At 66.9% G+C, this 22,105-nt stretch carries 22 protein-coding genes; 14 read left to right on the top strand and 8 right to left on the bottom strand.

Annotated features, from left to right (window positions below; all coding sequences use genetic code 11):
- Positions 1-28 precede the first annotated feature (28 nt).
- From DB459_RS06675 to DB459_RS06630, 10 genes are all read left to right on the top strand, one after another.
- Positions 29-967 (top strand): heme o synthase, encoded by a 939-nt coding sequence (locus DB459_RS06675; RefSeq protein WP_253712123.1) that lies wholly within the window; start codon positions 29-31, stop codon positions 965-967.
- A 36-nt stretch (positions 968-1,003) separates the two neighbouring features.
- Entirely contained in the window at positions 1,004-1,171 is a 168-nt protein-coding gene (locus DB459_RS06670; RefSeq protein ID WP_253712122.1) for a CoxF protein, read from the top strand.
- A 15-nt stretch (positions 1,172-1,186) separates the two neighbouring features.
- Positions 1,187-1,816 carry a cytochrome c oxidase assembly protein gene (locus DB459_RS06665; RefSeq protein ID WP_371926960.1) on the top strand — a complete coding sequence of 210 codons (630 nt, stop codon included), beginning with the start codon at positions 1,187-1,189 and terminating at the stop codon, positions 1,814-1,816.
- Positions 1,817-1,975: 159 nt separating this feature from the next.
- On the top strand, positions 1,976-2,833 hold the full coding sequence (locus DB459_RS06660) for a cytochrome c oxidase subunit 3 (RefSeq protein WP_253712120.1): 858 nt from the start codon (positions 1,976-1,978) through the stop codon (positions 2,831-2,833).
- Positions 2,834-3,129: 296 nt separating this feature from the next.
- Positions 3,130-3,507, top strand: a complete 378-nt coding sequence (locus DB459_RS06655; RefSeq protein WP_253712119.1) for a DUF983 domain-containing protein — start codon at positions 3,130-3,132, stop codon at positions 3,505-3,507.
- Between the two features lies 1 nt (position 3,508).
- Entirely contained in the window at positions 3,509-4,264 is a 756-nt protein-coding gene (locus tag DB459_RS06650; protein WP_253712118.1) for an SURF1 family protein, read from the top strand.
- A gap of 186 nt (positions 4,265-4,450) precedes the next feature.
- Positions 4,451-5,869 carry a threonine synthase gene (gene thrC / locus DB459_RS06645; RefSeq protein ID WP_253712117.1) on the top strand — a complete coding sequence of 473 codons (1,419 nt, stop codon included), beginning with the start codon at positions 4,451-4,453 and terminating at the stop codon, positions 5,867-5,869.
- A complete protein-coding gene (locus DB459_RS06640) occupies positions 5,866-7,152 on the top strand; it encodes a pitrilysin family protein (RefSeq protein WP_253712116.1) in 1,287 nt (428 codons plus the stop codon). The genes thrC and DB459_RS06640 overlap by 4 nt, the downstream gene beginning before the upstream one ends.
- 288 nt (positions 7,153-7,440) lie before the next feature.
- The gene (locus DB459_RS06635) at positions 7,441-8,028 is read left to right on the top strand and encodes a GNAT family N-acetyltransferase (protein WP_253712115.1); all 588 of its coding nucleotides are present in this window, start codon (positions 7,441-7,443) and stop codon (positions 8,026-8,028) included.
- A gap of 165 nt (positions 8,029-8,193) precedes the next feature.
- Positions 8,194-8,898, top strand: a complete 705-nt coding sequence (locus tag DB459_RS06630) for a hypothetical protein (RefSeq protein WP_253712114.1) — start codon at positions 8,194-8,196, stop codon at positions 8,896-8,898.
- 103 nt (positions 8,899-9,001) lie between these two features.
- On the opposite strand, the gene DB459_RS06625 is transcribed toward DB459_RS06630, so the two are convergent.
- From DB459_RS06625 to DB459_RS06605, 5 genes are all read right to left on the bottom strand, one after another.
- A complete protein-coding gene (locus DB459_RS06625; protein WP_253712113.1) occupies positions 9,002-9,484 on the bottom strand; it encodes an ATP F0F1 synthase subunit B in 483 nt (160 codons plus the stop codon).
- Between the two features lie 6 nt (positions 9,485-9,490).
- Complete coding sequence (locus tag DB459_RS06620; RefSeq protein ID WP_253712112.1) at positions 9,491-10,075, bottom strand: F0F1 ATP synthase subunit B'; 585 nt, start codon at positions 10,073-10,075, stop codon at positions 9,491-9,493.
- 68 nt (positions 10,076-10,143) lie between these two features.
- Complete coding sequence (locus tag DB459_RS06615; RefSeq protein WP_253712111.1) at positions 10,144-10,371, bottom strand: F0F1 ATP synthase subunit C; 228 nt, start codon at positions 10,369-10,371, stop codon at positions 10,144-10,146.
- Between the two features lie 56 nt (positions 10,372-10,427).
- On the bottom strand, positions 10,428-11,177 hold the full coding sequence (locus DB459_RS06610) for a F0F1 ATP synthase subunit A (protein ID WP_253712110.1): 750 nt from the start codon (positions 11,175-11,177) through the stop codon (positions 10,428-10,430).
- A 121-nt stretch (positions 11,178-11,298) separates the two neighbouring features.
- Positions 11,299-11,688 (bottom strand): AtpZ/AtpI family protein, encoded by a 390-nt coding sequence (locus tag DB459_RS06605; RefSeq protein ID WP_253712109.1) that lies wholly within the window; start codon positions 11,686-11,688, stop codon positions 11,299-11,301.
- 277 nt (positions 11,689-11,965) lie between these two features.
- Here DB459_RS06605 and DB459_RS06600 point away from each other — a divergent pair, with 277 nt between their 5' ends.
- The 3 genes from DB459_RS06600 to DB459_RS06590 are packed head-to-tail and all read left to right on the top strand — an operon-like array spanning position 11,966 to position 13,777.
- Positions 11,966-12,589: a 2-hydroxychromene-2-carboxylate isomerase gene (locus DB459_RS06600; RefSeq protein WP_253712108.1), complete on the top strand. Its 624-nt coding sequence runs from the start codon at positions 11,966-11,968 to the stop codon at positions 12,587-12,589.
- A gap of 7 nt (positions 12,590-12,596) precedes the next feature.
- Positions 12,597-13,259 carry a hypothetical protein gene (locus DB459_RS06595; RefSeq protein WP_253712107.1) on the top strand — a complete coding sequence of 221 codons (663 nt, stop codon included), beginning with the start codon at positions 12,597-12,599 and terminating at the stop codon, positions 13,257-13,259.
- A gap of 41 nt (positions 13,260-13,300) precedes the next feature.
- The gene (locus DB459_RS06590) at positions 13,301-13,777 is read left to right on the top strand and encodes a secondary thiamine-phosphate synthase enzyme YjbQ (RefSeq protein ID WP_253712106.1); all 477 of its coding nucleotides are present in this window, start codon (positions 13,301-13,303) and stop codon (positions 13,775-13,777) included.
- Between the two features lie 84 nt (positions 13,778-13,861).
- Here DB459_RS06590 and DB459_RS06585 read toward each other — a convergent pair whose 3' ends face one another.
- Positions 13,862-15,526 (bottom strand): MFS transporter, encoded by a 1,665-nt coding sequence (locus DB459_RS06585; protein WP_253712105.1) that lies wholly within the window; start codon positions 15,524-15,526, stop codon positions 13,862-13,864.
- Positions 15,527-15,861: 335 nt separating this feature from the next.
- Here DB459_RS06585 and DB459_RS06580 point away from each other — a divergent pair, with 335 nt between their 5' ends.
- The gene (locus tag DB459_RS06580; protein ID WP_253712104.1) at positions 15,862-16,539 is read left to right on the top strand and encodes a response regulator transcription factor; all 678 of its coding nucleotides are present in this window, start codon (positions 15,862-15,864) and stop codon (positions 16,537-16,539) included.
- 485 nt (positions 16,540-17,024) lie between these two features.
- On the opposite strand, the gene DB459_RS06575 is transcribed toward DB459_RS06580, so the two are convergent.
- Together DB459_RS06575 and hemA are read right to left on the bottom strand one after the other, a co-directional pair.
- Complete coding sequence (locus tag DB459_RS06575) at positions 17,025-20,537, bottom strand: hybrid sensor histidine kinase/response regulator (protein ID WP_253712103.1); 3,513 nt, start codon at positions 20,535-20,537, stop codon at positions 17,025-17,027.
- Positions 20,538-20,714: 177 nt separating this feature from the next.
- Entirely contained in the window at positions 20,715-21,944 is a 1,230-nt protein-coding gene (hemA, locus tag DB459_RS06570) for a 5-aminolevulinate synthase (protein ID WP_253712102.1), read from the bottom strand.
- Between the last annotated feature and the right edge of the window lie 161 nt (positions 21,945-22,105).

Here is a 22,105-nt window from a genome sequence, read left to right as displayed (position 1 = left end):
TGACCGGGAGCGTCGAGGAAAAGCCCAGTTGTCCATCGTCGACCACACTTCGCTGCAACTGACACCGCACATTTCGGAGGCGGGGGTTCACGACTATGTCGCCCTGCTCAAGCCGCGGGTGATGTCGCTGGTCGTCTTCACGGCGCTGGTCGGGCTGATGCTGGCGCCGGGCGGCGTGCATCCGGTGCTGGCGATCACTTCGATCCTGTGCATCGCGGTCGGCGCCGGCGCCTCGGGCGCCCTCAACATGTGGTACGACCGCGATATCGATGCGCTGATGTCGCGCACGGCACTGCGTCCGATTCCGCAAGGCCGGGTGACGCCGCAGGAGGCGCTGGCCTTCGGCATGACGCTGGCCTTCTTCTCGGTGATGGTGCTCGGCATCCTGGTCAACTGGATCGCCGCGTCGCTGCTCGCCTTCACCATCTTCTTCTATGTCGTCGTCTATACGATGTGGCTCAAGCGCTCGACGGCGCAGAACATCGTCATCGGCGGCGCCGCCGGCGCCCTGCCGCCGGTGGTCGCCTGGGCGGCGGCGACCGGATCGCTGGCGGTCGAGCCCGCTCTGCTCTTCCTGATCATCTTCTTCTGGACGCCGCCGCACTTCTGGGCGCTGGCGCTGTTCCGCACCGACGACTATGCCCGCGCGCAAGTCCCGATGCTGCCGGTGGTCGCCGGCGCCGATGCGACGCGGCTTCAGATCCTGCTCTACACGATCCTGCTGGTGGCCGTGGCCGCCGCGCCCTGGCCGCTCGGCTATTTCGGCGCCGGTTATGGCGTGGTGTCGCTGGCGCTCGGCGCCTGGATGCTGTGGCTCGCCATCGACGTCTATCGCGTTCGCACCGGGCGGGGCGCCTTGCGCGGGCCGCGGCGGCTGTTCGGCTTCTCGATCATCTACCTGTTCGCCCTGTTCGCGACGCTTCTGGTCGAGGCTCTGCTGCGGCCGCTGATGGCGCACGGCTGGTAGAACTTAGGTCTCTGGTAAAGGATGCATAGCGCGCCGATGGACGATCGCGACCAGCCGGAAGAGGGCATCGTGCTCACCGAGCAGCAGAAGCGCCGCCGCCGCGAGCGCTCGCTGGCGATCGCCTGGACGCTCGGCATCCTGGTGCTGCTGTTTTTCGCCGTCACCCTGGTCAAGGGGCCGGCGGTGCTGCACCGTCCGCTGTAGCCGGGAAGGGATCTGATCGTGACCGAGCCCCAGCCATCGTCGTCGCCCAAGCCGCAATCCGCGCGCGGGCTCGGCCGCGACGCCGCTGTGGCGGCGATCTGCGGCGGCGTCGTGGCCCTGATGATCGGCGCCTCCTACGCCGCGGTGCCGTTCTACAACTGGTTCTGCCGCGCCACCGGCTTCAACGGCACGACCCAGGTCGCCACATCGGCGCCGGAGGGCGCTCTCGGTCGCAGCATCGCGATTCGCTTCGACGCCAATGTCGGCGGCGGGCTGCCGTGGAAGTTCGAGCCCGAAGCCACCGAGATCAATGTCCGGATCGGCGAGGTCGTGACGGCCTATTACACCGTCACCAACCAGTCGGCGCGGCGCACCACCGGGCAGGCCGCCTACAACGTCGCACCGCTGACCGTCGGATCGTATTTCCAGAAGATCAACTGTTTCTGCTTCACCGAACAGACGCTGGCGCCGGGCGAGCGCCGCGAAATGCCGGTGGTGTTCTATGTCGATCCGAAGATCGCCGAGGACGCCGACAACAAGGATATCGGCACCATCACGCTGTCCTACACCTTCTATCCGGTGCGCGAGAGCGAGGCGCAGCCGGTCGCGGCCAGCGAGCAGGGTGCGCGGCGGGGCAATCTGTAGGGCGGCCGGACCTGGACTTGAGACGGACTGGACTTGAGACGGACTGGACTTGAGACGGACTGGACTTGGGATGGACTTGGCGCGGCCGCGGGGGACGCGTCCACTTGATCGACTGAGCAACATGGGCCGACGACCGCGGCCCGCGAATGGAGAGAGGCAATGGCCACGGGGCATGTGAAGCATCACGATTACCATCTCGTCGATCCGAGCCCATGGCCGGCGGTGGGGTCGCTCGCGGCCTTCATCACGGCATTCGGCGCGGTGGCGTGGATGCACCACATGTTCGCCGGCGCACCGATCGTCTTCGGCGTCGGCTTCATCGGGGTGCTCTACACCATGGCCAGCTGGTGGGGCGACGTCATCCGCGAGGCGCAGTACAAGGGTGATCACACCCGGGTGGTTCAGCTCCATCACCGCTACGGCATGATTCTGTTCATCGCCTCCGAGGCGATGTTCTTCGTCGCCTGGTTCTGGGCCTATTTCAATTCCGCCCTGTTCCCGGCCGACCCGGTCCACTTCTCCCGCGAGGCGCTGTTCGGCGGCGTGTGGCCGCCCAAGGGCATCGAGACTTTCGATCCCTGGCATCTGCCGCTGCTCAACACGCTGATCCTGCTGACCTCGGGCACCACGGTGACCTGGGCCCACCACGCGATGCTCGAGAACGACCGCAACGCGGTCAAGCAGGGGTTGCTGCTGACCATCGTGCTCGGCGCCGCCTTCACCTGCGTGCAGGCCTACGAATACAGCCACGCGACCTTCAGCTTCGCCGGCCACATCTACGGCTCGACCTTCTTCATGGCCACCGGCTTTCACGGCTTCCACGTGCTCGTCGGCACCATCTTCCTGCTGGTCTGCCTGTTCCGTGTGTTTGCCGGACATTTCACGCCGAAGCAGCACCTCGGCTTCGAATTCGCCGCCTGGTACTGGCACTTCGTCGACGTGGTCTGGCTGTTCCTGTTCGTCTGCATCTATGTCTGGGGCCACGGCGCCGAGACCATGGCGCACGGCGCCCACTAAAGAAAACGTGAACGATCCGATGGGCGGCCTCTGGGCCGCCCATTCTCTTTGCACCGTCGCCGCCCAGCACCTATCTCTTGGGCGAGAGTTATGATTCTAGTGTCCTGTCTCCGAATTACCGCTTCGTTTGCCTCACCCTCGCACGGTCATTCGGAGCCATCGGGACACTAGCAAAATCAAAGCGCTAGTGTGGCTTATGTCTCGCAATTGCCTATGAGAGGCTTGCCGCAAAGGGCATAGGCAATTGCGAGACGCCACACTAGCGATCGGAGCAAGCCACCATTCAAGGAGCGCCAATGGCCAGCGAAGCAGCGATATCCCCGTACAAGGCCGGGCTGACCTGCAGCTGTCCGCGCTGCGGCAAGGGCCGGCTTTATGCCGGGTTTCTACAGCTGGCGCCGCGCTGCGAGGCCTGCGGCCTCGACTATTCCTTCATCGACAGCGGCGACGGGCCTGCGATCTTCATCATGATGGTCGCCGGCTTCATCGTCGTCGGCGCCGCGCTCGTCGTCGAGGTCAAGTACCAGCCGCCGCTCTGGGTTCACGCCGCGCTGTGGCTGCCGCTCGTTCTCGCCACGACGCTGTTGCCCCTGCGCATCATGAAGTCGCTGCTGACCGCGCTGCAGTACCACCATCGCGCCGCTGAGGGGCGGCTGGTCGATCGCGAGCACTGACGTGCCGTCTTCGCTCCGCACCGGCCGCGTCATCGGCCTTTCGGCGTTCACGCTGGTGATGGTCGGGGCGCTCGCCGGTCTCGGTTTCTGGCAGCTCGCGCGCAAGACGGAAAAGGTGGCGCTGATCGCCGCGCTCGAGGAGCGTCTCGCCGCCGCGCCGGTGCCGCTTCCCCCGCCGGCCCAATGGCCGCGGCTCTCTCCCGAACATGACGAGTTTCGCCGCGTCACCCTGACCGCGCGCCGCCTCGACATGCCGGATGCCGCGCCTGATGCGCGTGTGTTCGCCTCCGGCTCGGCCCTGCGCAGCGACGTCAGCGGCCTCGGTGCCTTCGTCTTCGCGCCGGTCCGGCTGATGTCGGATGAGATCGTGGTCGTCGATCGCGGCTTTCTGCCCGATGGCCAGCGCGCGGCGCGCGAATTCGCCGCCGATGACAACGCGCCGCTGTCGTTGATCGGATATCTGCGATTTCCCGAGGCGCCGGGGGTATTCACGCCGCGGCCCGACCTCGTCAAGCGGCTGTGGTTCGCCCGCGACCCGCTCGGAATGGCGACGAACCTCGGCTGGGGCAAAGTCGCGCCGTTCTATATCGACCTCGAATCCCCGGCGCCGCCGACCGGCTGGCCGAAACCGGCCGCGCTCGAGGTCCATCTCCGTGACCAGCACCTGCAATACGCCATCACCTGGTTCGGCCTCGCGGTCGTGGTCGCGGCCGCTTTCGCTTTCTGGCTGCGCAGCCAGCGGCGCAGCCCGGCCTGATTCGGCGCTTGCCGTTGCCGTCGCCCTCCCGCAAAACCATCCGGTGGCGCCATCGCCCGGGACATCCGCGCAATCGTAATTGAACCGGGCGTGGTGGCGCTCTAAGGTGCCGGTGCAATCCCGCGCTCTCGTTAAATATATATGATTTCAAAGGTTTGGGCGGAGGCCCAGGCTGTGGAGGACGGTTTGACGCGCTACATCTCGACCCGGGGCGAGGCTCCGGCGCTCGGCTTCTGCGATGTGATGCTGACCGGGCTCGCCAGGGACGGCGGTCTTTACGTGCCGCAAGCTTGGCCGCAGCTCGAGCCCGCCCGGATCGCCGGTTTCTTCGGCCGGCCCTATTGGGAAGTCGCCGTCGAGGTGATTCGGCCCTTCGTCGGCGGCGAGATCGGCGACGCCGAGCTCGGCCGCATGGCGGTGGAGGCCTACGCCACGTTCCGTCACCCGGCGGTGGTGCCGCTGACCCAGATCAGTCCGCACCAGTTCATCCTCGAATTGTTCCACGGTCCGACGCTGGCCTTCAAGGACGTGGCGATGCAGCTGCTCGCCCGCCTGATGGATCACGTCCTGGCGGCGCGGAGCCAGCGCACCACCATCGTGGTCGCGACCTCCGGCGACACCGGTGGCGCCGCCGTCGAGGCCTTCGCGGGCCGCGACAATGTCGATCTCGTCGTGCTGTTTCCCAATGGCCGCATCTCCGAGGTGCAGCGGCGGATGATGACGACGACCGGCGCCGCCAATGTTCATGCCCTTGCCGTCGAAGGCACCTTCGACGATTGCCAGGCGCTGGTGAAGGCGATGTTCAACAACCACCGTTTCCGCGACGCGGTGGCGCTGTCGGGGGTCAATTCGATCAATTGGGCGCGCATCGTCGCCCAGGTGGTTTACTATTTCACCTCGGCGGTAGCGCTCGGCGCGCCGGCGCGCAGCGTCGACTTCACGGTGCCGACCGGCAATTTCGGCGACATCTTCGCCGGCTACGTCGCCAAGCGGATGGGGCTGCCGGTGCGCCGGCTGAAGATCGCCGCCAACGTCAACGACATTCTTGCCCGCACGCTCGCCACCGGCATCTATGAGGTGCGGGACGTGCACGCGACGACGTCGCCGTCCATGGACATCCAGATCTCGTCGAATTTCGAGCGCCTGGTCTACGAGGCGACCGGCCGCGACAGCGCCGGCGTGCGCGGGCTGATGGCGTCGCTGACCCAATCCGGCCGCTTCACCCTGCCGGGCGCGGCGCTGGAGGTCATCCGTCGCGATTTCGACGCCGGCCGCGCCGATGAGGACGAGACTGCAGCGGCGATCCGCACCGTCTGGCGCGAGACCGGCATGCTGGTCGATCCGCACACCGCGGTGGCGCTCGCCGTCGCCGAGCACGAGGGCGCCGACACATCGGTGCCCGACATCGTGCTGTCGACGGCCCATGCCGCCAAGTTTCCCGATGCGGTCGAGGCTGCCTGCGGGCAGCGGCCGCCGCTGCCGGCCTGGCTCGGCGACCTCATGAGCCGCCGCGAGAACATCGAAGTCGTCGCCAATGACCAGCTGTCGATCGAGCGTTTCGTGCTCTCGGTCAGTCGCGCTGCGCGCCAGGGAGCCGCCGGATGAGCGTCAAAGTCACCACCCTCGATTCCGGCCTGACCATCGTCACCGACACCATGCCGCACCTCGAAACCGCGGCGCTGGGCGTCTGGTCCGGAGTCGGCGGCCGCGACGAGAAGCCCGACGAGCACGGCATCTCGCATCTGCTCGAGCACATGGCGTTCAAGGGCACGGCGCGGCGCAGCGCCATGCAGATCGCCGAGGAGATCGAGGCGGTCGGCGGCGACCTCAACGCTGCGACCAGTACCGAGACCACGGCCTACTACGCGCGGGTGCTGAAGGCCGACGTGTCGCTGGCGCTCGATGTGCTCTCCGACATTCTGACCAGCCCGACCTTCGACGCCGACGAGCTCGAGCGCGAGAAGAGCGTGATCGAGCAGGAGATCGGCGCCGCCCAGGATACGCCGGACGATGTCGTCTTCGAACACTTGAGCGAACTCGCCTATCCAGACCAGGCGATGGGGCGATCGCTGCTCGGCACACCGGAGACGCTGCGCGGCTTCGACCGCAACAAGCTGCGCGGTTATCTCACGGCCCATTATCGCGCGCCTGACATGGTGGTCGCCGCCGCCGGCGCGGTCGACCATGACCGCGTCGTCGAAGATGTCGGACGCCATTTCACCGGCTTCATCGGCCCCGCCGGACCGAAGCCGCAGCGTGCCGCCTTCGGCGCCGGCGGCACCCGCGTCGTGCGGCGCGATCTCGAGCAGGCCCATCTCACCCTGGCGCTGGAAGGCCTGTCGCAGACCGATCCCGCGCTGTTCAGCCTCAATGTCTTCGTCAACCTGCTCGGCGGCGGGATGTCGTCGCGGCTGTTCCAGGAGGTGCGCGAGAAGCGCGGCCTCTGCTACACGATCTCCACCTTCCACATGCCGTATTCCGATACGGGCTTTTTCGGGCTGTACACCGGCACCGACCCGAACGATGCGCCGGAAATGATGGAGGTCATCGTCGACGAGATCAACAACGCGGTCGAGACGCTGAAGGAGGCGGAGATCGCCCGCGCCAAGGCGCAGATGAAAGCCGGTCTGCTGATGGCGCTGGAGAGTTGCAGTTCGCGCGCCGAACAACTCGCCCGCCACGTTCTGGCCTATGGCCGGCCGCTCACGGTCGAGGAGTTGATCCGCCGGATCGAGGCGGTCGACCTCGCCTCGACCCGTGACGCCGGCCGCGCGCTGCTCACCCGCAGCCGCCCGGCGGTGGTCGCGCTCGGCACCGGCCGCGGCCTCGACAGCGCGGTGGCCTTCGCCGAGGGACTGAGCCGGCCCAAGGCCGGCACCTATCATTGACGGCGGGCAGGCGCGGCGCTTCGCAAAACCGGTACCCACGCCGGCGATTGATGATCTAAGGTAGTGACCACCGCACTAGTGTGGTGGATCTGACGCTCGTTTCAGCATTGCAGCGAATTCGTCATACGCGCGTCAGATCCAAAACCACACTAGAATCATAACGATGCTAGTGTCCCGATGTCTCCGAATGACTGTGCGAGGGTGAGGCAAACGAAGCGGTAATTCGGAGACGGGACACTAGCTCAGAGTGGCGAGCCGATCTCGCCACGCAGGAAAAGGCATCGAGGCATGGCCCTGTTCCGCTTGCCGTCGAGCGCTCCGCCGCCGCTGGCGCCGCGTGGCAGCGGGCTGTCGCTGCGCGTGCCGCAGATGTCGGACTTCGCCCAGTGGTCGCAGCTGCGCGAGATGAGCCGCGCCTTTCTCACCCCCTGGGAGCCGATCTGGCCGTCCGACGATCTCACCAGGTCGGGCTTTCGCCGCCGGCTGCGGCGCTATGAGGAGGATCTGGCGGCCGATCGCGCCTATCCCTTCCTGATTTTCAGGGAACGGGACGAGATGCTGGTCGGTGGGGTGACCCTCGCCAATGTCCGCCGCGGCATCGTCCAGGCCGGGACCATCGGCTACTGGATCGGCGCCCCCTTCGCCGGCAATGGCTACATGACTGCAGCGCTCAAGGTGCTGCTGCCATCGCTGTTCGGCGAGCTCAACCTGCACCGGATCGAGGCCGCCTGCATCCCTACCAACACCGCCTCGGTGCGGGTGCTGGAGAAATGCGGCTTCGTGCGCGAGGGCAAGGCGCGGCGCTACCTCTGCATCAACGGCGTCTGGCAGGACCATTACCTGTTCGGGCTGCTGGCCGACGATTTCCGTGGCTGATCCGCCAAATCGGCTCCACGAGCGCCAGTTTCCGCCGATCGCGTCCGCAGCGGCGGCAAGCCACTGACGAGCGCCGGAAACTGTGCCGGCGCCAACTGACGCCTTTGGTTTGCCGCCTTTGCCCTGCTATAACCTCGCCACTGTGACGGTCGGAACCGGGGAATCATGAGCGAACAGAATTGGTTGCGCTGGACGCGGAGCATCGGTGCCGTGGCCTGCATGGTGGCGGCAGGGACACTTGCCGGCTGCGGCGGCGGCAGCATGTTTGGATCATCGGGCTCGGGATCGTCCTCGAGCGGGCTGTCTTCGATCGGATCGCGCTTCAGCCAGCTGTTCGGGTCGACATCCCAGGCCGTCGGCGAGACCTCGAGCAAGACGCAGGTCACCCAGGACGCCCAGGACATCCAGCTCACCTGTCCGCCGGTTGCGATCCGCTCCGGCGCCTCGACCCTGGCGGTCGGCCTGCCCGGCAAGCCGGCGAGCGGCAGCGACCTGCGCTATCAGCTCACGATCAGCCGCACTGCGCGGGACTGCAATCTCAACAACGGCCAGATCACCTCCCGGATCGGCATCGAGGGCCGCGTCATCGTCGGTCCGGCCGGCGCGCCGCCGACGGTGGATATTCCGCTGCGCGTCGCCGTTGTCCAGGAAGGCATCCAGGACAAGATCGTCTTCACCAAGTTCTATCGCACCAGCACCCAGGTGACCGGCGAAAATGTAGCCTACAGCTTCGTGGCCGAGGACGTGGTCTATCCGGTGCCGACAGCCGACGCCAACGACTCCTACGTCTTCTATATCGGCTTCGATCCCAACGGCATGAAGTCCCAGCCGGCGGCGCGGCCCCACCGGGCGAAGAAGCCGCAGGGCTGATTCGACAGCGTCCGAGCGGGAAGGCCGCAGAAACTTCAGGCAGCAAAAAGCCGGAGCGACCTGGTCGCTCCGGCTTTTTGATTCGGGATCCCGCGATCGGCGGTCAATTCAGCTTCTGGCGCAGGTCCTGGATGCTGTTTCCGACGAGATCCTCGTTGATCTTGCCCTTGACCGATTGGGACAGGATGGCGCCCGCGGCGCTGGCCGCAGCCTCGGCGGCGGCGGCGCGAACGTCGGCGAGAGCCTGAGCCTCGGCCATGGCGATCTTGCTTTCGGCGCTCTTGGTGCGGCGGGTGACGAAGTCTTCCATCTTGGTCCTGGCCTCGGCGGCGATCCGCTCGGCGTCCGCCCTGGCGTTGGCCACGATCTCCTCCGCCTCGCGCTCGGCGCTGGCACGGCGCGCCCGGTACTCGGCAACGAGCTTGGCGGCTTCTTCCTTGAGCCGCCGGGCGTCATCGAGTTCGGCCTTGATGCGGTCGCGGCGGTGGTCCAGCGCCTTCAGGAGTGTGCGGTGCACGCCGAAATAGGCGAACACACCCATCAGGATCAGAAAGGCAACGGCGACCCAGTCTTCTGCTTGCAGCATCGCGGCTTATCCCTTCAAGGAGGCGTCGACGGCGGCCGCGACGCTGTTGCCGTCGGGCACCGTGCCGCTGAGGCGCTGCACGATGGCGGCGGCGGCCTCGGAGGCGATGCCGCGGACATTGCCCATCGCCACCTGGCGGGTCTTGGCGATGGAGGCTTCCGCAGCCTCGAGCTTTTCCGCAAGACGCTGTTCCAGCGCCTTGCGTTCCGCGTCGGATTGCGCGGCGAGCTTCTCGCGGGTCTCGTTGCCGATGGCCTGCGCCCGCGAACGCGCCGCGGCGAGTTCGCTCTCATAGGCCTTCAGCGCCGCATCCGACTCGTCCTTGAGCTTCTGCGCCTCGGCGAGATCGCTGTCGATCAGGCCCTGACGGGCCGAGATCAGGCCGCCGACCCGCGGCAGCGCGAACTTCGAGACGATCACATAAAGCAGGACGAAAGCGATCGCGAACGACACCAGCTGGGAAGCGAAGGTTTCCTTCTGGAAGGGCGGAAATCCGCCCTTGCCATGGCCCTCTGCTTCCGTGTGGGCGCCGGTCGCCGGTGCGGCGGCCTTTGCGGTGCCGTGATTTGCGGTGCCATGACTTTCAGCCACGGACATCTCCTCTGTCGTCAGTCGCGAGCGCGAAGGCGCCCGCAACAGCCGGTTCGGTTCGGTTCAGCTCAGACGGCGAACAGGAGCAGCAGCGCGATCAGCAGCGAGAAGATGCCGAGCGCTTCGGTCACGGCGAAGCCGAAGATCAGGTTCGCGAACTGGCCCTGGGCCGCGGACGGATTGCGCAGCGCACCGTTCAGGAACTGGCTGAAGATGCTGCCGACGCCGATGCCCGCGCCGCCCATGCCGAGGCAGGCGATGCCGGCGCCGATGTACTTCGCTGCGACTGGATCCATAACGAAACTCCTTCTGTAAACGTCTGGTTTGGGGGTGGAAGTCTTTCCTCCGGGGCTCAGTGCCCCGGGTGAAGCGCGTCGTTCAGGTAAATGCAGGTCAGGATCGCGAAGACGTAGGCCTGCAGGAAGGCGACCAGCAGCTCCAGCGCCGTCAGGGCGGTGGTCATCGCCAGCGGTAGAATCGAGCCGGCGATACCGAGCGCGCCGAGCGCGGAGAGCGAGGAGACGAAGCCGGCGAACACCTTGAGGGTGATGTGGCCCGCCAGCATGTTGGCGAACAGACGCACCGAATGCGACACCGGGCGCGACAGGAAGGAGATCACCTCGATGACGACGATCAGAGGCAGGATGTAGAACGGAATGCCGTGCGGCACGAACAGCTTGAAGAAGCCGAGGCCGTTCTTGTAGAGGCCGTAGAGCAGCACCGTGAAGAACACCATCAACGCCAGGGCGAGGGTGATGATGATGTGGCTGGTGACGGTGAAGGTGTACGGGATGATGCCGACGAGGTTCGCGACCAGGACGAACATGAAGATCGAGAACACGAAGGGGAAGAACTTCATGCCCTCTTCGCCGACGCTGCTGCGTAGCGTATTACTGACGAATTCGTAGGAGAGCTCGGCGAGCGACTGGAAGCGGGTCGGAATCAGCCGCCGGCCGGCGCTGCCGCCGATCATCAGGAGCGCGACGATCGCCACGGCGCCGAGCATGTAGGCCGACGAATTGGTGAAGGCGATTTCCTGGTTGCCGATATGGCCCAGCGTGAAGATCTTGTGGATCTCGAATTGATGAATCGGATCGGCCATCCGGTCTCGTCTCTCATCTTTGCCGGCGCGCGCCGGGCTGAAACAGTCTTAACTTATCGCCTCATAGCCCCGACAAGGCGCGGCGGCCCGGTCAGGATCGACCGCTTGAAGGCGATCGACTTCAGGAACGATCGGATGTGTCGCCGGGAGTGACGCCTGCAGCCCGCATCAGGTTCACGACGCCGGCAGCGAAGCCGAGCAGAAGAAACACGATGAAACCCCAGGGCGACGTCGACAGAAGGCGGTCGAAGCCCCACCCGATGACCGCACCGACCACGACGCCTGCGACCAGTTCGGAGGAGAGACGGAAGCCGCGCGCCATGGCCGAAGCCCTGGAGGATGCGGATTCGCCCTCGCTGCCTTGCCGGGCGCTCTGGTTTTCACGCTCCCGCCGCGCTGCGGCGAGCCGTTGGTCCAGATGCGTCAGCCTTGCGGAAAGCGCAGCCTCATCGGCCGGCGGGTGCTCGCTATTCTTCTCGTCGCCTCGATCATGTCGCGTGCCATCCGTCATAGCCGCCGACACCTGACGCGCTCGCGCGATTGAGAAAAAAAGCCCCGCCGCCCCACGAAACCGCGCGGACCATACTGACGGCTCCCTGGCAAGTCAAGAAGTCGTAATCCCACGTTATCGCCTTGAAACTCAAGGCTAAATGAGCGACGTCGCCGCTGCCGCGAGGGTCATTGCCGCATCGCGGGAAACGGCATGGACGTGGCAAGCGCCTTGCGGCGACGGCGGCGGTCTGTTGGGATGGCCGGTGCATCGCGTTCGAAACCGCCTGGAAACCGGAATGCCGCGTCAGATCGATTACTATTTTTCGCTCCAGTCGCCGTGGGCCTATATCGGCCATGGCGCCTTCACGCAGGTCGCAAGTGATTATGGCTGCAGAATTAATTACAGGCCGGTGACGCTGGTCGACCTGTTCTCGGAGACCGGCGGACTGCCGCTCGCCAAGCGCCATCCGGTGCGGCAGCGCTATCGGATCGTCGAGCTGCAGCGCTGGCGCGACAAGCGCGGGCTCGATCTTCGCCTGCATCCGGCGCACTGGCCGTTCAACGCGGCGCTCGCCGACAAGCTGGTGATCGCCATGATCGAGGCCGGCCACGATCCGGAGCCGTATCTGCGCCTCGCCTTCCCGGCGATCTGGCAGCAGGAGCGCGATCTCGGCGATCCCGCGGTCCTCACCGACCTCGTCAATGCGGCCGGGCTGCCGGGGCCGGCGCTGCTGGAGCGGGCGCGCTCGGAGGAGGTCGGCGCACGCTACGAGAAGAACCGCGAGGAGGCGGTGGCGGCCGACGTGTTCGGCTCGCCGGTCTATGTGCTCGATGGCGAGGTGTTCTGGGGCCAGGACCGGATCGAACTCCTGGCCGACGCGTTGCGTTCAGGGCGTCGGCCCTATCGCTGCGACGCATGAGGGAATGATGTTCGGCACGCTGCCGCGTCGATCGCAATCGGGCGCCACTGTCGCCGGGAGGACGGTCGCCGGGACGATCGTCGCTCTGATCGGGCGCGTTCTGATCGGTGTCGCCGCGGCCGGTCTTGCCGTGTCGCTTGGCGGCGGTGCGGCGCTGGCGCGGGACTGCACCATGCTGCTGCCGCGTGCCGACGGCGTGCTGAGGCTCGATACCGGCGATGCCGTGGCGGTGCCGTGCAGCGGTCCGCGCCGCGCCTATGCGGCCCTGCCGCCGCGGCTGAGTTCGCCCCGGACGCCCCCTGCTGTTGCGGTGCCGTCGCAGGATCTCGATGCGGTCACGGCGGACAGTCTGCATCGGCTGCAGGACGAGACCACGCGCCTGAACTCCGAACTGTCGCGCCTGAACGATGAGACGACGCGGCTGCGTGGCGAGACCGCGCGGCTGAGCGAGGAGCTGGCGCGGCGCGAGCCGGCCCCCACCGCGACGGTCGCGCCGACGCCGAACCTGCCGCCGAACCCGCCGGCGGCATCGAAGGCGGCGCCGGCCGCCGAGGACGACAGCGCGGCCGCAGGGCGCGAATTCGAGCGGCGGAAGAGCGTCGTCGAACGTGCCTGGAACCAGCTTGTCGACATGGCGGCGCGGATGAAACGCGATCTCGGCGCGCGCTGAGCGGCGCTTGCCATTATCGCCGAGCTTGAGCGGAGAGCGCCATGGCCACGTCCATCACCAGTTCAGATATCCGCACGGTCCCGGCGACGATCGTCGCGACCGCGACCCTGAGTGTGGCGACGCGCGGCACCGGCTTCACCGACCTCACCGCGGAGGCGCGGCGCTTCGTGGCCGGCTGCGCCGGTGGCGAGGGCGTGTTGACGCTGTTCGTGCGTCACACCTCGGCCTCGCTGACGATCCAGGAGAATGCCGATCCCGCCGTGCAGGCCGACCTGCTGACCGCGCTCGACCGCCTGGCGCCGCAGAGCGGCGGCTGGACCCACGACGCCGAAGGGCCCGATGACATGCCGGCCCACATCAAGACCCTGCTGACCGCGACCTCGCTGCAGGTGCCGGTGACCGGCGGGAAGCTCGCCCTCGGCACCTGGCAGGGCATCTACCTGATCGAGCATCGCGCGAGCAGCCATCGCCGCGAGGTGGTGCTGCAGTTCGTCGGCGCCCGCGCCGGCGAGAACTGATCGGCCTCGCGAAAATGAAAACGGCCGCGGCGGGTGCCGCGGCCGTCGATCCGTCGGAAGCTTGCCGGCGCGCCGGCGACGCCATCAGTTGGCGGTGATGTCCACGTCCTTGGTCTCGGGCACGAACAGCATGCCGATGACGAAGGTCAGTGCCGCGAAGATCACCGGGTACCAGAGGCCCGAATAGATGTCGCCGGTCGAGGCCACGATGGCGAAGGCGGTCGCCGGCAGGAGGCCGCCGAACCAGCCGTTGCCGATGTGGTAGGGCAGCGACATCGAGGTGTAGCGGATGCGGGTCGGGAAGAGTTCGACCAGCATTGCCGCGATCGGGCCGTAGACCATGGTGACGAAGACCACCAGGATGAACAGCAGCCCGATGACCGCCGCGACCTGCGGACGGAAGATGTCGAACGGATGCGCCATCTTGACGATGCCGGCATCGCCCGCCTTCGGATAGCCCGCGGCCGAGATGGCCGAGGTGATCGCCGGGTTGGAGGTCTTGGCGTCGGTGTAGGGCACTTCCTTGTCGTTGATCAGGATCTTGACCGCAGAGCCGGCGGCGGCGGGCACGGTCGAGTACTTCACCGAGGACTGGGCGAGGAAGGCGCGGGCCGTGTCGCAGGGCTTGGTGAAGACGCGGGTGCCCACCGGGTTGAACAGGTCGCCGCAGCTTGCGGGATCCGCCACCACCTGGACCTTGACGCTTTCATAGGCCTTTTCCAGCGCCGGATTGGCGTTGGTCGAGATCATCTTGAAGATCGGGAAGAAGGTCAGCGCCGCGATCAGGCAGCCCGCCATGATGATCGGCTTGCGGCCGATGCGGTCGGACAGGGCGCCGAACACCACGAAGAAGCCGGTGCCGAACACCAGCGACCATGCGATCAGCAGGTTCGAGGTATAGCCGTCGACCTTGAGGATCGATTGCAGGAAGAACAGCGCGTAGAACTGGCCGGTGTACCAGACGACGCCCTGGCCCATGGTCAGGCCGAGAAGGGCGAGCAGGACGATCTTGCCGTTGCCCCAGTTGGCGAAGGCTTCGGTCAGCGGGGCCTTGGAGCCCTTGCCTTCATCCTTCATGCGCTGGAACACCGGCGATTCGTTGAGGCGCATGCGGATCAGGACCGAGACGCCGAGCAGAACCACCGACACCAGGAACGGCACGCGCCAGCCCCAGACCGCGAACTCGGCCTCGCCGATGATGGTGCGGGTGAACAGGATCACCAGCAGCGACAGGAACAGGCCGAGCGTCGCCGTGGTCTGGATGAAGGAGGTGTAGTAGCCGCGGCGGTTCGACGGCGAGTGCTCGGCGACATAGGTCGCGGCGCCGCCGTATTCGCCACCCAGCGCCAGACCCTGCAGCAGGCGCAGGCCGACCAGGATGATCGGGGCGGCGATGCCGATGGTCGCGGCGTTGGGCAGCAGGCCGACCACGAAGGTCGACAGGCCCATGATCAGGATGGTGATGAGGAAGGTGTATTTGCGGCCGACGATATCGCCGACGCGGCCGAACACGATGGCGCCGAACGGACGCACCAGGAAGCCGGCGGCGAAGGCCAGCAGCGCGAAGATGTTGCGCGTGCTTTCGGGATAGGCGCTGAAGAACTGGGCGCCGATGATCGCAGCCAGCGAGCCGTAGAGATAGAAGTCATACCATTCGAAGACAGTGCCGAGCGACGAGGCAAGCACGACGAAGCGTTCTTCGCCGGTCATGCCACGCGGTCTTGCTGATGTCATAGTCGTAGTGCTCATGAGACGTTTCCCCGATTGGCTGATTTCAGCTCGTTGTCGTGCGTGCGGTCGTGGGCCGCGTGAACACGCCAATCCCGGCGCAGAATTAACATTGCCGTGAACAACGGCCCATAAGACTTTCGGCCATCGCACGGCGACGATGATGTTGCGGCGCACAAGGCGCGATTAACCGCAGCGAGCATCGGCCAAGTCCTTCTGATCACAAGCTGTTGCAACTGCCGTCGCGGCGGACGACAATCGCACCGCAGTGACGGCCGCACGCCGGCCCTGCGACAGCCCGCCACGCCCGCCGGTGCAGACCGGCGCCTGACCATGGACGCGATGACTTCCACGCGATGACTTCACCCGCCACAACCCGCATCGTGATCGCCGACGATCATCCGCTGTTCCGCGGCGCCCTGCGCGAGGCGGTCCGCGGCGTGGTGTCCGAGGTGGCGATCGTCGAGGCGGGGTCGTTCGAGGAGTTGACGGCGCTGCTGGAACAGGACGGCGACGTCGACCTCATCCTGCTCGACCTGACCATGCCGGGGATCAGCGGCTTTTCCGGGCTGATCTACCTGCGCGCCCAATACCCGGCCATTCCGGTGGTGGTGGTCTCGGCCAGCGACGACAGCGTCACCATCCGCCGCTCGATGGAATTCGGCGCCTCCGGTTTCATTCCCAAGCGTTTCGGGGCCGATACCCTGCGGGCCGCCATCGCCCAGGTTCTGGCCGGCGAGGTCTGGCTGCCGCCGGACGTCGACCCGACCGCCGCCGCCGATCCGGAACTCGCGCAATTGCGCGATCGCCTGGTGACCCTGACGCCGCAACAGGTCCGCGTGCTGATGATGCTGTCCGAGGGACTGCTCAACAAGCAGATCGCCTACGCCCTCGGCGTGTCCGAGGCCACCATCAAGGCCCATGTCTCCGCCATCCTGCAGAAGCTCGGGGTCGAGAGCCGAACCCAGGCGGTGATCGCCGCCGCGAAGATCGCCGGCGGCCAATGGCGCCCGGGCGATGCCCCGGCGGGATAGGATAGGTCGCGTGCTCGTCGACGGTCGGCTCGCATCGGCATCGAGATCCTGCTCGACATTCTGTCGTCATCGCCCGGCGCTTCGCGCCGACCTCGCCTTGCGTCAGCGGCTATCGTATTCACACATCTGATCCGCAGCCGAGAAAGCGGCCACTCATTCAGCCTTTCAATCGTCATGCCCGCGCTTGCCCGCCTTCGCTAAGAAGCTTCGGCGCGCCCAGCCATTGCGCCGGGTCGAAGCCGAAGGCGAAGACCGGTCGCGGGCATCCACGTCTTCACGATGCCGCAGCAAGCAAGTCGTGGATGGCATAGCGATCCGGCTCGCGCCGGATCGCGTTCTCCTTAATGCCGGAAGTCGGAAACATCCGACTTCCGGGCGACAAGCCCGGCCATGACGAGAATGAAGGTCAGGGCGCATCTTTTCACTTCGTTGTCGCCGCTCGACCTGGAGCTCCTCGCAACGACGATAGAGATCGCTGTTGAGGTCTATTCCGCCGCGGCGACCATCTGCTGCGTCCGCCACTGGCCGAGCAGGGCGCGCAGCGCCGCCGGCTTTACCGGCTTGTTGAGCACGATGATCTTGTCCTCGGCGGCGGCGGCGCGCACCGCCGGGCTGCGGTCGGCGGTGATCAGGATCGCGGGGATGCCGCTGCCGAACCGCCGGCGGATCTCGCGGATCGCGGCGATGCCGGTGCCGCGGTCGAGATGATAGTCGACGAGCAGACCGGTGATCGGGCCCTCCTTGGCGGCAATGGCCTCGATGGCGGCGGCCGGATCGAGCGCGGCGACCACCTCGGCGTTCCAGCCGGTGAGCAGCGTCTTCATGCCGTCGAGGATCGCCGGATCGTTTTCGATGCAGACGATGCGGGTGCCGCTCATCGGCGCCCGCGCCAGCGGCGTCGCGCTGGTCACCGTGGCGGTGTAGGTGACGGCGTCGGCCACCGGCAGGGTCAGCGAGAAGCGCGATCCGCCGCCGCGGTTGGCATCGATCGAGATGCTGTGGCCGAGCACCCGGGCAATGCGCTCGACGATCGACAGGCCGAGGCCGAGGCCGCGCGCGATCCGCGCGCCCTGGTCGAGGCGGTGGAATTCCTTGAAGATCTCGCCGCGCTTCTCCACCGGGATGCCCACTCCGGTATCGAGGATGTCGATCTGAAGCCTGCCGCCGCGCCGGCGGCATCCCACCAGGACGCGACCATGGGGGGTATACTTGATGGCGTTCGAGATCAGGTTCTGCAGCAGCCGACGCAGCAGCACGCGGTCGGAGGTGACCGGCAGCGAGCACGACACGAAGGTCAATTCGAGCTCCTTGGCGCGCGCGACCGGGGCGAATTCGATCTCCAGCGAGCGCAGCAGGTCGCCGATCCGGAAACTCGAGATCGACGGCGCCATGGCGCCGGCGTCGAGACGGGAAATGTCGAGCAGCGCGCCGAGGATGTCCTCGATGGCTTCGAGCGACTCGTCGATGTTCTCGACGAGGCGCGTGGTTTCGCCGCCGCCATGGCGTTCGATCAGGCTGGTGACGTAGAGCCGCGCGGCGTTCAGCGGCTGCATCACGTCGTGGCTCGCCGCCGCCAGGAAGCGCGTCTTGGAGATGTTGGCCTCTTCGGCGGCGCTCTTGGCCTGGGCGAGCTCCGAGTTCAGCCGCGTCAGTTCCTCGGTGCGCTGACGCACCCGCATTTCCAGCGAGGCATTGGCCCGCTCCAGCGCCTCGGCCGCCTCGACGCTCGGGGTGATGTCCGAGAAGGTGATCACCAGCGCGCCGCCCGGCATGCGGTTGGAGCGCACCTCGATCACCAGGTTGCGGCCGGGCAGGCGCTCCAGATAAGGCGTGCCCTCGGTGGTGTAGGCGGCGAGCCGCCGCTCGATCTGCGCCTCGCCGCCGTCCGCCGCATCGCGGCCGCTGAGCGCCTCGAGGATGTCGCGCAGCGGGACGCCGTTCTGCATGACATAGGGCGGCAGGTCGAGCAGCTCGCCGAACTGGCGATTGGAGCAGACGAGCTGGAGGTCGGCGTCGAACACCGCGATGCCCTGGCGGACATGGTTGAGCGCGGTCTGCAGCATTTCGCGGTTGAAATGCAGCGCGGCGTGGGCGTCGTCGAGCAGCTTCAGCGCCGCCTTGGCCGACACCGTGCGCTTGCGCAGCAACAGCGACATCACCACGCGGGAGGAGGCCGCGCCGATCGAGGAGGCGATCAGGTGCTCGGCGTGGCGCAGCAGGCGGAAATCCGCCGGCGCGCCGTCCTCCAGCACGAGGCGCTGGGCGGCGGCGAAATTTTCGAATTCCTGGCGGGCGCGGTCCGGGCCGAGATACTGGGCGACGGTGGCGAGGGCATCCTGCACCGTCACCGTCGAGCGCCAGCGCCGCAGGCTCGGCGTGATCGGCGCGAGTTCGTTCGGCACGAACAGGTCGCCCTGGACGCGCTCGATCGAGGACGGCCGGCGCATCAGCGACAACAGCACGTAGGTCAGGCAGTTGAGCGCCAGCGACCACAACACGCCATGGAGCAGCGGCGGCAGTTCGGAGCCGAGCAGCGCCTGCGGTCGCAGCGCCTCGATGCCGAACGGGCCGTGCTGGAGCCAGTGCGACTGCTCGGCGCCGAGATCGGCGAGGCTCGGAATGAGGAGGGTGTAGGCCCAGACCGCGAAGCCCGCCGCCATGCCGCCCATGGCGCCGCGGGCGGTGGCGCTGCGCCACATCAGGCCGCCGAAGAACGCCGGCGCGAGCTGGGCGATGGCGGCGAAGGACAACAGGCCGATGGCCGCGAGCTGGGCGTTGCCGAGCGAGCGGTAGTAGAAATAGGCGAGCAGCATGATGGCGAAGATCGCCAGCCGCCGCGTGTTGAGCAGGAAAGCGGCGAAGTTCTGGCCCTCGCGTCCGTGCGGGCTGTGCCGCAGCATCAGCGGCACGACGATGTCGTTCGACACCATGATCGCCAGCGCGACGCATTCGACGATGACCATGGCGGTGGAGGCCGACAGGCCGCCGATGAAGACGGCAATGGTCAGGTACGCGGCGCCGTCCGCCATCGGCAGCGCCAGCAGATACATGTCGCTGTCGACCGCGCCGAACGGGAATTGCACCAGGCCGGCGAGGGCCACCGGCAGCACGAAGATGTTGATCGCAACGAGATAGAGCGGAAACATCCAGCGCGCCCGGCCCACCTCGGCATTGGAGGTGTTCTCCACCACGCTGACGTGAAACTGCCGCGGCAGCAGCATGACGGCGAAGAAGGCCAGCAGCGTCATGGTCAGGAAGTTGCCGATCGATGGCACGTGATAGAGCGTGCGCGCCCCCTCCAGCGACTTGGCCGCCCTGTCGATCAGTTCGGCGGGCGAGAACATCCAGAAGGTGATGAAGGCGCCCGCGGTGATGAACACCGCCAGCTTGACCACCGATTCCGTCGCCACCGCGAGCATCAGCCCGTGCTGGTGCTCGGTGGCGTCGGCGTGCCGCGTTCCGAACAGCACGGCGAACAGCGCCATGGCGACGGTGACGGCGAGAGCGATGTCGCCGACCAGCGGGATCCGGGTGGCGGCGAGTTCGCGGGTCTGTTCGGCGCCGAGAATGGTCTCCAGCGAGGTCGCCACCGCCTTGAGCTGCAGCGCGATATAGGGCACCGAGCCGATGATCGCGATGATCGCCGCCATGGCCGCGACCGCCTGGCTCTTGCCGTAGCGGGCGCCGATGAAGTCGGCCACCGAGGTGATGTTGTGGGTCTTGGCGAGGTGGATCACCCGCCGCAGCAGCGGCGTGCAGAAGACGATCATCAGCACCGGGCCGACATAGATGGCGAGGAACTCGATGCCGCTGCGGCTGGCGAGCCCGATCGAGCCGAAGAAGGTCCAGGAGGTGCAGTAGATCGCCAGCGACAGCGGATAGATCAGCCGGCCGGCGGCGGCGCGGCGGTTCTGGGTCAGCCGGTCGCCATAGCTCGCGACGACGAACAGGAAGCCGATATAGCCGAACGCGACCGCGATCACGCCCCAGTTCTGCATGGCGCCCGTCTCTACTCGTTACCCACTCGACGCGTGACCTGCCCTCGCACCTGCTGCCATCGGCCCGCGGTCGCCCGATGGCCGGAACATCATGGGTCGATCGACTATAGCAGATCGGAGCGGCCGTGGGCGGCGATCGCCGCGGTCCAGGGCGCCGGCCGGCGGCGCTCGCCGCCTTTATTCGGCGGCGAGCGCCTTGGCCCCGAGCGGCAGGCCGAGCTTTTCCCAGACCTGGACCATGGCTTCGGCGAGCCGATCGATCAGCACGTCGTCGTGGTAGGGCGAGGGGGTGACGCGCAGCCGCTCCGCGCCCTTGGGCACGGTCGGATAATTGATCGGCTGGATGTAGATGCCGTGGTCTTCCAGCAGCAGGTCGCTGGCGCGCTTGCAGCGCTCCGGCTCGCCGACGAAGACCGGAACGATGTGGGTGTCGCTCGCCATCACCGGCAGGCCGGCGGCCTGGAGGATCGCCTTGACCCGCGCCGCCCGGTCCTGGTGGCGCTCACGCTCCCACTGCGAGGTCTTGAGGTGGCGGATCGCGGCGGTCGCCGCCGAGCAGATCGACGGCGGCAGCGCCGTGGTGAAGATGAAGCCCGGCGCATAGGAGCGCACCGCGTCGATGATGTCCGCGCGCGCGGCGATGTAGCCGCCGAGGCAGCCGAAGGCCTTGGCGAGCGTGCCTTCGATGACGTCGATGCGGTCCATCACGGCGTCGCGCTCGGCGATGCCGGCGCCGCGCGGGCCGTACATGCCGACGGCGTGGACCTCGTCGACATAGGTCAAGGCGCCGTAGCGTTCGGCGAGATCGCAGATCGCGGCGAGCGGCGCGACGTCGCCGTCCATGGAATAGAGGCTTTCGCAGACGATCAGCTTCGGCCGGTCGGGGTCGGCGGCGCGCAGCAATTCCTCGAGGTGGCCGAGGTCGTTGTGGCGGAAGACGATGCGCTCGCAGCCGGACTGGCGGATGCCCTCGATCATGGAATTATGGTTGAGGGCGTCGGACAGGATCAGGCAGTTCGGGAGCAGCTTGGCGAGGGTCGAGATGCCGGTCTGGTTCGAGACATAGCCCGAGGTGAAGACCAGGGCGGAATCCTTGCCGTGGAGATCGGCCAGTTCCTGCTCGAGCTGGATCAGGGAGTGGTTGTTGCCGGCGATGTTGCGGGTGCCGCCGGCACCGGTGCCGCTGCGGGTGGCGCTTTCGACCATGGCGCCGACGACCTTCGGGTGCTGGCCCATGCCGAGGTAGTCGTTGGAGCACCAGATCACCACGTTGCGCTCGCCGCGTGGGGAGTGCCACACCGCATGGGGGAAGCGGCCGGCGATCCGTTCCAGGTCGGCGAAAACGCGGTAGCGCCGCTCGTCGTGCAGGCGGTTCAGGGCGGCGCTGAAGAACTGGCTGTAATCCATGATGCATCCCGGACGAAACGGGCGCGCGCCGGCGTCTTTACTCCCCGTTTCATGTCCCGGCGCCGGCTGGGAACCGGGCCAGGCCGGCCAAGCTTCCTCAGACACCTCAGTGCGGTCTAAATCACTGCGGTCTAAATCACTGTGATTTCAGACCAATTCGC

The organism is Bradyrhizobium sp. WD16 (assembly GCF_024181725.1).
Lineage (GTDB): Bacteria > Pseudomonadota > Alphaproteobacteria > Rhizobiales > Xanthobacteraceae > Bradyrhizobium_A.
The sequence above is the reverse complement of the archived record's forward strand: the minus strand, read 5'-3'. Positions and strand labels throughout refer to the sequence as shown.

Bases quoted from the DNA above. Each gene is read 5' to 3' on its own strand.
- DB459_RS06670 (WP_253712122.1), top strand. From the start codon at position 1,004: ATGGACGATCGCGACCAGCCGGAAGAGGGCATCGTGCTCACCGAGCAG.
- DB459_RS06660 (WP_253712120.1), top strand. From the start codon at position 1,976: ATGGCCACGGGGCATGTGAAGCATCACGATTACCATCTCGTCGATCCG.
- DB459_RS06655 (WP_253712119.1), top strand. From the start codon at position 3,130: ATGGCCAGCGAAGCAGCGATATCCCCGTACAAGGCCGGGCTGACCTGC.
- DB459_RS06640 (WP_253712116.1), top strand. From the start codon at position 5,866: ATGAGCGTCAAAGTCACCACCCTCGATTCCGGCCTGACCATCGTCACC.
- DB459_RS06635 (WP_253712115.1), top strand. From the start codon at position 7,441: ATGGCCCTGTTCCGCTTGCCGTCGAGCGCTCCGCCGCCGCTGGCGCCG.
- DB459_RS06630 (WP_253712114.1), top strand. From the start codon at position 8,194: ATGAGCGAACAGAATTGGTTGCGCTGGACGCGGAGCATCGGTGCCGTG.
- DB459_RS06625 (WP_253712113.1), bottom strand. From the start codon at position 9,484: ATGCTGCAAGCAGAAGACTGGGTCGCCGTTGCCTTTCTGATCCTGATG.
- DB459_RS06615 (WP_253712111.1), bottom strand. From the start codon at position 10,371: ATGGATCCAGTCGCAGCGAAGTACATCGGCGCCGGCATCGCCTGCCTC.
- DB459_RS06610 (WP_253712110.1), bottom strand. From the start codon at position 11,177: ATGGCCGATCCGATTCATCAATTCGAGATCCACAAGATCTTCACGCTG.
- DB459_RS06605 (WP_253712109.1), bottom strand. From the start codon at position 11,688: ATGACGGATGGCACGCGACATGATCGAGGCGACGAGAAGAATAGCGAG.
- DB459_RS06600 (WP_253712108.1), top strand. From the start codon at position 11,966: ATGCCGCGTCAGATCGATTACTATTTTTCGCTCCAGTCGCCGTGGGCC.
- DB459_RS06595 (WP_253712107.1), top strand. From the start codon at position 12,597: ATGTTCGGCACGCTGCCGCGTCGATCGCAATCGGGCGCCACTGTCGCC.
- DB459_RS06590 (WP_253712106.1), top strand. From the start codon at position 13,301: ATGGCCACGTCCATCACCAGTTCAGATATCCGCACGGTCCCGGCGACG.
- DB459_RS06585 (WP_253712105.1), bottom strand. From the start codon at position 15,526: ATGAGCACTACGACTATGACATCAGCAAGACCGCGTGGCATGACCGGC.
- DB459_RS06580 (WP_253712104.1), top strand. From the start codon at position 15,862: ATGACTTCACCCGCCACAACCCGCATCGTGATCGCCGACGATCATCCG.
- DB459_RS06575 (WP_253712103.1), bottom strand. From the start codon at position 20,537: ATGCAGAACTGGGGCGTGATCGCGGTCGCGTTCGGCTATATCGGCTTC.
- hemA (WP_253712102.1), bottom strand. From the start codon at position 21,944: ATGGATTACAGCCAGTTCTTCAGCGCCGCCCTGAACCGCCTGCACGAC.